This window comes from Rhodopirellula islandica (assembly GCF_001027925.1).
Taxonomy (GTDB): domain Bacteria; phylum Planctomycetota; class Planctomycetia; order Pirellulales; family Pirellulaceae; genus Rhodopirellula; species Rhodopirellula islandica.
Window position 1 is genome coordinate 14,868 of the sequence record NZ_LECT01000046.1, and the last position, 12,035, is coordinate 26,902.

At 55.7% G+C, this 12,035-nt stretch carries 10 protein-coding genes; 8 read left to right on the plus strand and 2 right to left on the minus strand.

Translation table 11 applies throughout. The annotated features are described in order from the left end of the window. On the minus strand, positions 1–1,422 hold the full coding sequence (locus RISK_RS23730) for a glycosyltransferase family 2 protein (RefSeq protein ID WP_047816819.1): 1,422 nt from the start codon (positions 1,420–1,422) through the stop codon (positions 1–3). A gap of 369 nt (positions 1,423–1,791) precedes the next feature. Between RISK_RS23730 and RISK_RS23735 the strand changes: the two genes are divergently transcribed. The 3 genes from RISK_RS23735 to RISK_RS23745 all read left to right on the plus strand — a co-directional run bounded on the left by RISK_RS23735 (position 1,792) and on the right by RISK_RS23745 (position 5,375). Further along, positions 1,792–2,763: a hypothetical protein gene (locus RISK_RS23735; RefSeq protein ID WP_236696631.1), complete on the plus strand. Its 972-nt coding sequence runs from the start codon at positions 1,792–1,794 to the stop codon at positions 2,761–2,763. A gap of 52 nt (positions 2,764–2,815) precedes the next feature. Beyond that, entirely contained in the window at positions 2,816–4,147 is a 1,332-nt protein-coding gene (locus RISK_RS23740) for a chromosome condensation protein (RefSeq protein ID WP_047816821.1), read from the plus strand. 217 nt (positions 4,148–4,364) lie between these two features. After that, positions 4,365–5,375: an acyl-CoA desaturase gene (locus tag RISK_RS23745; protein ID WP_047816881.1), complete on the plus strand. Its 1,011-nt coding sequence runs from the start codon at positions 4,365–4,367 to the stop codon at positions 5,373–5,375. Between the two features lie 18 nt (positions 5,376–5,393). Here RISK_RS23745 and RISK_RS23750 read toward each other — a convergent pair whose 3' ends face one another. Further along, positions 5,394–6,851: a glycosyltransferase family 4 protein gene (locus RISK_RS23750; RefSeq protein ID WP_047816882.1), complete on the minus strand. Its 1,458-nt coding sequence runs from the start codon at positions 6,849–6,851 to the stop codon at positions 5,394–5,396. Between the two features lie 221 nt (positions 6,852–7,072). Here RISK_RS23750 and RISK_RS23755 point away from each other — a divergent pair, with 221 nt between their 5' ends. The 5 genes from RISK_RS23755 (at position 7,073) to RISK_RS23775 (ending at position 11,994) form a co-directional block, all read left to right on the plus strand. After that, a complete protein-coding gene (locus RISK_RS23755; protein WP_236696632.1) occupies positions 7,073–7,498 on the plus strand; it encodes a PqqD family protein in 426 nt (141 codons plus the stop codon). A gap of 21 nt (positions 7,499–7,519) precedes the next feature. Then, positions 7,520–8,566, plus strand: coding sequence for a serine kinase (locus tag RISK_RS23760; protein WP_236696633.1), 1,047 nt, complete (start codon positions 7,520–7,522; stop codon positions 8,564–8,566). Continuing rightward, positions 8,563–9,234 carry a glycosyltransferase family 2 protein gene (locus RISK_RS23765; protein WP_047816824.1) on the plus strand — a complete coding sequence of 224 codons (672 nt, stop codon included), beginning with the start codon at positions 8,563–8,565 and terminating at the stop codon, positions 9,232–9,234. Before RISK_RS23760 ends, RISK_RS23765 begins: the two co-directional genes overlap by 4 nt. Positions 9,235–9,251: 17 nt before the next feature. Beyond that, entirely contained in the window at positions 9,252–10,832 is a 1,581-nt protein-coding gene (locus RISK_RS23770) for a nucleotidyltransferase family protein (RefSeq protein WP_236696634.1), read from the plus strand. Between the two features lie 82 nt (positions 10,833–10,914). Then, entirely contained in the window at positions 10,915–11,994 is a 1,080-nt protein-coding gene (locus RISK_RS23775; RefSeq protein ID WP_236696635.1) for a hypothetical protein, read from the plus strand. Positions 11,995–12,035: the final 41 nt, after the last annotated feature.

Consider the following 12,035-nt stretch of genomic DNA (forward strand, 5'->3'; position numbering starts at 1 on the left):
TCACTTTGAGTTTTTGAGCTCCATCCAGAGCGACTTGATCGTGCGGACGATGCCCGGCCAAGCCTTGGGATGCCAACCGAAACGCATCGTTCGCAACAACGCTCGCAAAGCAATTCGCCAGTCGCCGGAATACAACGCACGACCGTACAGTGTCACGTAAAGTTCAGCGGTTCGATGCTGTTCGGTTGATTGGAAGTGCCCGGTCGACATCGCGTCGTTCCAAAATCGATCGACCGTTTGGACTGGTGTAGGCACCATGCCGGTTCGCAGGTAGAAGCCGACTTGCTCGAGGAGTTGATCGGGATCGAGGGGCGGAGAGTGTTTGAGTTGTGACGCGGCGTTTGGACTTTTTTCAGAAAGGTAGTGCCGCCAAACGGAAAGCCACCAGTGCAGCGAAGTGGTCAGGTGGTTTGAGGCAGACAGATCTCCGTCACCAAGCGTCTCAAAGGCACCAATCATTGTTCGGACGTCTTCCGGATCTGAACCTGCCGCTTCCGTCCAGCTTGTGAAGTGATACAAGCAATCGTGAGCGGTGCGTCGAAGATCGTCCTTTGAATAGGAACGAGTCTGTTGAAGTTGCTGCGCGGCAGCCTCTGCGTTTCCAATGTGGAACAGGTGCCAGGCCAGCCACATGCTGGAGTAGTATCGCACTGAACGTTCGTTGCGTTTGATCGCGGAAGGGACCAAGGGATTCGCATAGAACTTGTTCAGCACCATCGTGGCGTATTTGACCTGGCCCAAACCGTTGCGGCGAATGGTGCTGAAAGGGTGCCGGCGGTAGCAGAGGGTGGCGGCCTTTTGCCATTGGAAGGTGCAGCCAGCCAGAGACAGTCGTAGCATCAAATCGACATCTTGAGACTGCAGCAGTTCGGGATCAAAGCCGCCCACCTTTTGTAGCCACTCGCGGCGAAACAGCATCGCCCCGAGCTTGGCAGGTTTGAAAACCAACCAAGTGTTCAGATCGAGTTCAGGAGCATCGACCCAAGGCTCAATCACCTTGGTCACGGCGCCCTCTGCGTCCGTGATCTTCCACCCGCTGTGCACGGCGCCCAGTTCCGGATCTGCATCGAGGATCTCGGTTTGTCGGGCAAACTTTCCCGGCAGAAACCAATCGTCTGCGTCCAAGAAGGCCACGTACTCACCGGTGGTCTCACGCAAGCCGACATTTCGAGCGATGGCCGATCCTGCATTGGATTGCCGAACGATTTCAATGCGATCCGAAAATTCTGCGAGCACTTCGCCGGTTGCATCGGTCGACCCATCATCGACCACGATGATCTCGGTGTTGGGGGCGTCCTGGTCAAACACGCTTTGCAATGCCTGCTCAATGAAGGCGGCATTGTTGAAGACCGGGATCACAACGCTGATTCGCGGCCGTGATGTGCGGGGTGAATTCAAACCGCCTTCGCTTTCGTTCGCCATGTTGCAGAAGGCCGCGAAGTGGTTGTCAAAGGTGGCGTGAAAGGGGAGGCTGCGGACGGCTCACGATACCAATTCCACATTCGAAGGCCCAGTTGAGTTTCATCCGGGGTGAAAATGGATGTGCTAGTGGTCTGTCACAGCTAAAAGTTAGGGTTGATCGTAGTGGACGAGGCCACGAGTCCTTGGTTTTGACGCCAGTTCAGGACTCGTGGCCTCGTCCACTACCCTAAAAGCAAGTCCTGACAGACCACTAGGAGGAGAACTGCGCTGGGCACCGGTTGCGATCTCGTGGCGTCGGCAGTTGGCACCTTTGCCGATACATTGACGGCGAACGCAACGACCAGCGACCGAGTTTTCGAAAGCACCGAGATGAACAAAGGCCGCCTCGCGGTTTACGAATGGCATGCGTGGGAGCTGTTCTCGATCTGCGAATGGCGTCCTGATGCGTACCGAATCAAGGCTCATCCGGATGACGAAGTGGAGGACGTGCTCGATCGGTTGCCACCCGATACCTCCGATTTCTTGCCGCACCTCAACCTCAGTCGCCAAGCTCTGTTTCCAAGGCAACGCAGCGAACTTTTTGAAGCTCTTCAAGCCAAGGGCATTCGCATTTGGAATGCGACCATCAGCGACATCACGAAACGGTTTGTCCAAAGTGAGTGCCAGCGACTGGGGCTTCCGACAACCGTGGCGACTCGGGACGGCGACCCGGACGAGAAGTTGATTCTGAAGTCCGACTGCAACCACGGCGGCCGAAATGAACGCCGGTTCGACCCCGAAACCCGTCGTCGTTTGGGACTGCCTCCCGAATCGACGTTGATTGATGGCAGCTTGGATTACCCGGTCATGAAGCGTTTGGAATTGACCGACCAATGGGACGATCCGGGTCTCGTTGTGGAACGGTTGATCGAAAACCCACAGGGTATCTACTATCGAGCCTACGCGATTGACAGGCGATTGGTGATTTCTCGCTTTGTGCCACCGAATTCCGACAATCGGATTCAGCGAATTGAAGATGCGAAAGCGAGACGCAATTTCTTGTACAGGGATTACACCCAACTTGTCGGTGCATCTGATTCAGGCGATGCCCTGCCTGCTCGTTTGAAATCCGTGGTGGCTTCGTTCTTGGTTGGGATCCAAATCGACTTTGGTGCGCTCGATGTGGTCGAGGACAATGCAGGGAACTTCTACATCATCGATCTCAACATCACGCCGTATTGGGGCAAGCCAGGGCAACGCAAAATGACGAGGTTTCTCCGTGGGGAATTGTCGCTGCGAGAGAAACTATCAAAGCGAATGGCGCGATGGATTCCCGGGTGTTGTTCCGAAGACAAACGGTAGACCTAAACCACGACTTGGTCGTCTCTCTATTTCATTCACCGACGCTTCGCTGATGCCGCTCACCTATCCGCTGACCCATTTTGAAGAGTTGATGCTGCATCAGGACAGCACTGCTTTTCCGACGAACTGCTTTGTTCGCATGCGGTTCCGCGGACGCCTGGATAAAAGTGGGTTCCGTGCGGCGGCACTCGTTGTGGTGGCGCGGCATCCGTTGCTGCACGCCAGAGTTCAGCAACAGCGTGGACGATATCACTGGCAAGTCGACGATCCGGCACCCGACATCTCTTGGTGCGATGGAGCAGCCGAAGAGCGCCCGTCCTTTCGCCGGTTGAACCTCGAACGAGAGCATGGACTGAAATTTGTGGTTTGTTTGCACGAGCACGAATCCGAGTTGATGGTCCAGTTTCATCATGCTTGCTGTGACGGACTGGCGATCTTTCAGATGATTCATGAATTGCTGTTGGCCTACACGATGGAGACCGACCGGAACGCAAACGTTTCGCTTCCGGAGATCGACCTGAGTTTGCTAGAACGCCGCGGATCGCTTGGATTGACGACGGGGAGCTTTCTTCGAAACCTCTCTCGCCAAGCAGTTGGCCTTCGAGGGGTTTGGCAGTTTTTGACGCGAAAGCCATCGCATCTGTTGCCGCATCATGTGCCTCAACGCGATGAACCCGCACCCTTGAGCTTTCCGTCTGTGATCGCCCATCACTTTGAACCGGATGTTTCGGCGGGTGTGCGACGAGCCGCGAAACGAGCGAAAGTGACCCAGAATGACTTGTTGATCCGGGACCTGTTTCTGGCGTTGGAGGAGTTTCGACGATCGCAGGGCGTTCATGATCCAACGAGCTGGATGCGATTGATGATCCCGGTCAGTTTGAGGCAAAAGCATCAGTACCAAGCACCGGCTGCCAACATTGTCAGCTCCGTGTTCTTGGACCGACGAGCGACCGACATGGAGGACCCAGCGCACCTGCTTCAAGACCTCAGTGAGGAAATGAGTCTGATCAAGCGTCGCCATCTGAACCATTTGTTCCTGTATTCGTTGTGGGCACAGCGATTGGTGCCGCGTGGGTTGCAGCGGACCGCGAGACCGAAACGCTGCCAAACGACCGTCGTCTTCACCAACCTCAGTCGCGTTTTCGCGAGATCACCCTTGCCGCGTCAAGAAGGTCGGCTGCAGTGCGGGAACGTGGTGTTGCTTCGGGTTGAGGCGATTCCGCCGATCGCGAGGCACTTGAATGCGGCGTTGGGAGTCAGTTGGTACGCCAATCAAATGACGATCACGCTGCACCACGATCCACGCGCGGTTTCCAACGAAGCTGCTGGCGAGTTGCTCAATGGGTTGGTTCGGCGAATGCGGGAATCCACGAAGGAGAAGTGACGTTTCCGCAACGAGGATGACGTCCTGCTCCGCTGATCGAGCGAGAGGCCATCCGCTGCAAGCCTACCTTGACGATTTCATCACTCTGTCTTCTCTCGTCGGATGGCCCTACAATTCCCATTCTGTTGAATGGATTCACGTTGGGTCCTCCCCGCTGCTGGTCCATTCGTTCACGCGGAGCGAACGTCTTGAAGCATCTCCCCATTGGGCTTGTCAGATGACCCACGCCGATCAATCGGTCGCACCTGCGGCATCGCAGGAAGCCGAGGCTCTGATGGAGGACGCGGCTGGTGTGGCGGACCCGGTCGGTGTGGTGGAGCCTTACGAGTTCACCGAAATCGCGATTCCGATCATCGCCATGCACGTGCTGGCTTTGTTTGCATTCATTCCGGCATTCATCACGGGAACCAACGTGTTGTTGTTGGCGATTGCCTTGGTCGTCTTCAGCAACGGAATCACGCTTGGTTACCATCGCTTGCTGACCCACAAAAGTCTACGAGTCCCCAAGTGGTTGGAATACGGTTACGTCGGCCTTGCGTTGTGCTGTCTGCAAGAGTCGCCTGCCAAATGGGTTTCAACGCATCGACGCCATCACAGCCATTCGGATGAGCCAGACGACCCACATTCACCGACCGCAAGCTTTGGGTGGTCGCACGTCGGTTGGCTGCTTTGGAAGCGAAAAGGGCAGCACGAATTTCGGACGGATGATCGCTACTGCGCCGATATCATCGCCGATCCATTTTATGCTTTGATGGAAAAGCACCCTGATCTGCCGGCGGGAATCTACATCCTTCACGCAGGTGCGATTTGGTTCGTCGCGTCGGCCCTGTTTTTGATGGAAAACAGTTTCGGATCGGCGATTTGGCAGGGTGTGGGCGTTGTGCTTTGGTGTGTCGTTTTACGAACCGTCATGATTTGGCACTTCTCGTGGTCGGTCAATTCGCTGACTCATTGCTTTGGTTATCAGAACTACAAAACATCGGACCAAAGTCGAAACAATTGGTTGGTTGCGATCGTGAGCAACGGGGAAGGTTGGCACAACAACCACCACCATGATCCCGCGAGTGCATCGGTGCAGCACAAATGGTGGGAGTTTGATCCAACCTACCTTCAGATCCGAGTTCTCAAGCGATTGGGACTGGCAACGCATGTGATCGAGCCGCGGCAAGTCAGAAAAACGGTTGTCGAACGTGAAGACTCCAGCAGCCTCAACAAACAGGCTGGTTAGAAAATTCCCAGCCCAGTGCTAACGAAGTGGCTCATCGCGTTCGTTTGAGGCGGACAACATGAAATTCACGTAGGCATCAGCGCATTGGTTCACATCGTGCCATTTGGCGATGTGCTCCGCCGCTGCCGACCCTTTTTGCTGCCGCTCGTTCGCATCGCAGGCCAACTCGCGGAGGGCGTTCGCCAAACCGGTGTGGGAGGAGATCTCCAGGGGGATCTTCACCAGAGCGTCATCGGGGTAGTCCAGGGCGGTTCCAGAATCAAAGACAACACAGGGCTTGCCGGCGCCCATTGCTCTGATCAACGTTGCCGACGATTCTCCAGCGGAAGGGAAACGCAGGTTCACCACAACGTCGCCGTGGTCGATGAATGCCTGGAAGGTGTCCATGTCAACTCGGCCGGTCACTTGCAAGTGGTTTGTCATTCCAGAGTTGTTCGCAAGTTCCTGCAGACGCAGTGAATCGGGCATCTCGCCCACCACCCACAATTCAAACGCTGGGATTTGGTCTTTGATCGAACCCAGAGCGGTGATGAGCTGATCGACTCGCTTTGGGATTGTTGCGAACCCGAGAGCCACGAAGATCAGTCGATCGGGATGCATTCCAAGTCGCTTCCGGATTTCGCCCGCATTCGTTGCCGTGAAAAGTGTTGCACGCGAATATTGAAGTGGGATTCTTTGAACGGGAATGTGGGGCAGCAGGTCTCGGACTCGGTACATCGATTCGAAGGAATGCACGATCACAGCCTTCGCGTTCTGCAGAGCGGGGGCAGTCAACGGCAAGCCAAACCGAAAGGCAGCGCCTGACAAGTCGCGTTCGGCTAGATCAGCGATCATCTCTCCCAATCGTCCGTGTTGTTCGGCCGCAAGCGTTTTGAACGTTTGAGAATCGCCTCGCCGGAGGAAGGTTTGTTCGAAGAGATGGTGCAGCACTCTGTCGTGCAGCACGACGACGCCTGGCCGCCGCATGGCCTCCTCCAGGACGTAATCATGGATGCGACTGTTTCCGAGATGGTAGAGCCGGGGAGTCGCGAGGTCGCGTTCCTGGTTCGACTTCCATTCGTGGAGTCGTTGGACGGCGAAGCCAAAGTGGTCTGGATCAGGATCGGGTGCGTCATCGGCAACGACGTAGGTGGCGTTCAGCCGGGGGGCCAATGATGGAGCAAGCTCGGCGGCGTAATCTGCGATGCCAGAGGCAGTTGGTGGAAGCGGGGTGAAGATTGCCCAGTCACCACCGAATGCATCGCTCTTGGCGGGGGGATTGGAGGAGGAGTTGATTCTCAGAGACGCGTTTTCGAGGATTCTTGCCCGGAGCCGTTGATTCCGGAGTTCATCCAGTGGGATGCCGTACAGTTCCAGCAACGCAGCGTGATGTTGATCGAGCACCTGTTGAACTTCGTGCAGGCTGAATTTGCGATCGTGAGATTGGTGATCTCTTCCAATCAAAGAGCCGATCTTTTCGAGAATCTTGCTGAACACCGGCCCTGCCAATCTTGCTTGCGGAGCGTTCGTGCCCGCTGCTGAAACTCTGCGGACTCGCTCAAACGCTTTGCGATCCGTTCTAACGGTTGAACGCCGTCGCGAATAGCAACTGCCCGCATGAGATGCTTCTCAGACAAACGTCGCTCCGGTAGACTCGGCAAACGCATTGGGCGATGACAAAATTTCGCAAATCTTTTTGACTGACAATGGACGGAGTCATGTACTACGCGATCAATTCGCCAGCGCTCTCGCACAATGCGTTTGACGATGAGACCATCGTTATCCATTTCGCGACTGGAAACTACTTCAGTTTACGAGAGATGGCAGAAAGGATTTGGCAACGTCTGGAGAACCAACCCTTGACGGTCTCCGCAATTGTCGACGCGTCGGAGGACGCCCCTCCGGAAGCTGCTTCTGAAGTCGAGGACTTTTTGAAGCAACTGGTGAAGAATGATCTTGTCTGTGAACTGCAGGATCATGCCAGCCCTGAATCGGTGGCAAGCCTCGGGGCTTGGCGAACGCCAGCGATGGAAGTGTTTGACGACATGAAAAACATGTTGCTCGGCGATGTGATTCACGACACCGACAAGGAAGGTTGGCCTCAAATGGCCCAAGACGACCAAGCTGCGCCCGGCCCTCGCTAGTCAATGAGCGGGAAAGATGGCATGACGACAATCACCACTTGCGACGATTCACGGGCTGCTTTGAGGCAGCAGTTTGATCGTGCCGCCGAAAACGATGGCTTGGTCGAGAAGCGATTGTCGATTGGTGGACGTCAGGTTTGTTTGAAGTTTGCTGGCCAGTCGCTGCTGTGTCGATTGATGCCGGCTTTGGCCCATCACCCAGAGGGCACTGGACAGGCTGAACTCAACATCCATTTTTGGGAGAGCGTCAGGCCACCGGTGGAACACTCGTTGGCGGAATGGACCGGTTTGCAATCCGTCATTCGCGCCGACAGCGATTCGTGCTGGACCCTGATTGAACCGGGGATCGGTTTGTTCAGTCGGCTGACCCAGGATGGGAATGCGTTTGTTTGTTGTCGAAACGGCGATGAACTGCCGGTTTGGGAATCCGCCGTTCCGCTGCGTTCTTTATTGAATGCCTGGTCCGCACCGCACGGCAGCGTGGTCCATGGCGCCGCGGTGGGAGATGATCAGGCAGCGGTTCTTTTGGCCGGAGTGGGTGGATCTGGGAAGTCCAGCACCGCGTTGACGTGTCTTGCCGAGCCGGATCTTTGTCACTTGGGGGATGACTTGGTCATGCTCACCAATGATTCGCAGCCCTTGGTGAACAGCCTGTACAACTCCGCGAAATTGCTGCCGGACAACCTTCGCCGTTTCAGCGATCTGTCGCTCTCGGTGAACCCGACTCTGCCACGCAACCCAGAAAAGGAAACCTACTTTTTGTTCCCGCAATTCGCGGAAAAGTTGGCGATGCAGCGACCGTTGAAAGCGATTCTGTTGCCGCGAGTCAGTGGCGAAACTCAGACAAATCTGGTCCCAGCTTCCCAAGTCGAAGCGTGGCACGCGATCGTGCCCGTCACGTTGACGCTGTTGGGGGGCACTCGGCCCGAGAACATTCAGTCGATTACGGAAATCATCAAACGTGTCCCGGTTTATCGTTTGAATCTGGGATCGGATCGCACCGGCATTGCTCCCGTCATTCGTCGGGTGCTGAAAGGAATTGAGCTTGAAGGCGGAGTCTCGCCGTGACGCAAACGATCAGTGTGGTGATCCCGGCGTACAACGCGGAGTTGTTTCTGGCGGAGGCGATTGAGAGCTGTCTTGCACAAACGCGGCAACCCGATCAGGTCATCGTGATCGATGACGGGTCAACCGATCGCACGGCAGAGGTTGCACTCTCATTTGCAGACTTCGTCACGCTGATTCCTCTGGAGCGAAGCGGGCCCGGTGTTGCTCGCAACGCGGGGATCGCTGCTGCGACAGGTGACTACATCGCCCTGTTGGATGCCGATGATCGGATGACGCCGAACCGACTTCAGTTGCAAATGGATTTGTTCGATGCCCGTCCTGAGGTTGGCATGGCCTTTGGTCATCAACTGATCTTCCAAGATGGGGAAGACCCGGCAGAGCATCACGAAAAGGGCACGGGACGTGTGCTGGCGCCGTGTGTCACTGGTGCGGTGATGTGCCGTCGATGCGTCTTCGACGACGTCGGACCTTTTTCGAATGATCGGGAGACGATCGAAGTGCTTGATTGGTTTGCTCGCGCCGAAGACCAAGGCATTCTCAAGGTCAGCGTCGAGGAGGTCGTTCTTTATCGACGCCACCATGCAAACAACTGGTCCACTCAGGAACAAAACCGCTTGAAGTACGTTCATATGTTGAAAGCGGTTTTGGACCGGAGACGCGCTCAGTGACGTTTCTGATGCGGTGGATGGACCAGGACCAGGCCTGGCCTCGCGGTTGTTGGCCGAATCAGGCACAGCGATTGTTGCTGCAAGCCTGTTTGCTGGAGGACGATGCCGCCGCGATTCGTGCTTGGCAGAAATGGGAAGACTTGGTCCCCTGGGATTTCATTGACTTTGGCTCCCATCGATTGTTGTTGTTGCTGCACGATCGTTTGCGACGCCTCGGACTGGCATCTCGGAACCAGGGCCGATTGGCTGGCGTGGCCCGATATTACTGGGTGCAGACGGAACTGCGTCAGCGACAAGCGGTTGCGATTCTTCAGCTGTTTGAGAAGGCCCAGATTCCAACGCTGCTGCTCAAAGGAGCCGCGCTGAACGCGACGGTGTACCGGACTGGGTTTCGGGCCATGAACGACCTGGATGTGGCGGTTCGCCGGGAAGATGCTCCGCAGGCCGTTCAACTTTTGAATCAAGCGGAGGCCGCACCACCGCTGAATGTGACGGAGGATTCGTTTCGTGTGGGGCATGGCACCAACTTCAGCCTGGCTGAAGGCACCGAGGTGGATCTTCACTGGGACTTTTTTCACAGTCGTTCGCTATCGCCCACTCAGCAGCAATCGCTGTGGGATGCCAGTTTGCCAGTGAAAATCGGACCTGCGAACAGTCGTGTTTTGTGTCCCGCCGATCAACTGTTGCACACGTGTGAGCATGGTGTTCGATACAACGAAACCCCGCCGTTTCGTTGGCTTGCGGACTCCTTTCAGATCATTCGAACAGCGGGTGCCGAGATGGATTGGCAACGGCTCGCCGAGCAGGCAAGGGAATGGAATGCCGTGTTGCAAGTTCGTCGAAGTCTGCAGTGGTTGAACGATCACTTGGATGTGCCGATTCCAGACGAGGCATTGGCAAACTTGGATGACACAAAAGTGTCGCTTGCCAACCGCTTGGAGTACCGAGTGACGGGGCAAAGAGGACTCGCCGGGCAACATACTTTTTGGCAGACGTTCCCCGAGCACGTTTTCGCTTGGCAGCGTCAAGGACGCCCTGGTTCGCTTGCCAAATACCACTGCTTGCAACACAACATCAGCCAGAATCACCGGACTCGATTCACGGAGTTCACCAAGCTTGGGTTGTTGCAAACGGTGTCGAGGGTGAAAGCGGTGGTTCCGTCGATTCGAAAGAGACAGCGTTTCGTCGTCAGCACATTGGCGGACGATGAGATCGTTGGTTGTCATGAAGTCGAACGATCGGGGCATCGAACGTTTCGTTGGACCAGTGGTGAATCCACATTGGTCGTGACGCTCCCACGTGGTGATTACGACGTGGATGTTCGCGTGTTTCCGTGGCGTGATTGGGAGACCGATTTGGCGTCTGAGTTGCGAGTCGATTTCGATCGAAATGTTGTCTTGGTCACTGCGGAAGGAAATCGCAATCGTGTTTTGCGGTTTTCAATCCAGCGTGATATGTTTGGCCCCGCGTCGCAGCAACGCCTGACATTTCGATGTGGCCGTTTTCGAGGTGTTCCGGAAGGCGAAACGCGACATCTTGGGCTTCCGCTGCAAACGGTTTGCTTTCGGCCACGCTCATGCGGGGGCACTGAGTCGTGAGAAAACCACAGCAGTGTCAACGCTCGACTCGCCGCATCTTCCCTTGGTCGATCCGGCCGACCCTTTCATGGAAAGAAAATTGATGTCCAACCAGCGTTCTGTTGGCGTCGTGCCGGGATCGACGGATTCAACAGGGATTCAGACCGATCACTACGAAATCCCTTCCAATCCGCTGGGGCGAATTCGACTTGCGCCGCAAACAACGTTCGCCCTGCATCGCAGCGGATGGGCCGGCGCGATGGATGCTTTGATTCCAGAGCACAACGAAAACGGGGTGATCTTTGAAGGCTTTTTGGATCGCCTTTTCGATCCTCATTGGCCGCACGAGATGGGACCGATGTTGCCGTTGACGGAACCTTGGACAGGTGTCTTTCACAATCCACCTGGTGCGGAAGGTTGGCACAGTTCCTCCGGGGCTCCCCAACGTCTGATTGTCTCCGATGCGTTTCGCGACAGCATGCCGGCATGTCGAGGACTCTTCACCCTGTCGGACTACTTGTCCGATTTTTTTGCGAAGGAAACCGGTCTGCTCACATCGACACTGAGGTTGCCGACGGAAATTCCTGACCGACTGTTTCGCATGGATGACTTTGCAAACGAAGCGGAAAAGAAGGTTGTGATGGTCGGGTGGTGGTTGCGAAGGCTGGCGGCAATCTATTTTCTTCCCTTGGATCATGCCAGCGGATTTCGAAAGCACCGACTGATCAGCAACCCTTGCACGGAGTTGGAGCAGACGAACCTGCTCAAGCAAGAGTTCGTGCGACAGTCGATGGCACTTCGGCAACCACTCTTGCCCGCCTATCGCGACAACACGTCTGCTTTGCCGCGGCAGAATGATTCTGAATACGACGAGTTGCTTTCGACGAGCATCGTGTTTCTCGACCTTTACGATGCATCCGCCAACAATGCCGTGGTGGAATGCATCGCGCGAGCGACACCTCTGCTGATCAATCGCATTGCACCGGTCGAAGAATACTTGGGCGTGGACTACCCGTTCTACTTTGAGTCGCTGGACGAGGCCGCTCGAAAGGCTCAGGACTTGGACCTGGTCGCAACGACTCACGAGTATCTGATGCAGTGCCCGATGCGGAAGAAGCTTTCACCGTCGACTTTTCTGGACGATCTTCGCGGCAGCGATGTTTACCAAAATTTACAAGCTTGATCGATCATTGCCGACGATGGATGAACAGACTGTTTGAGAAA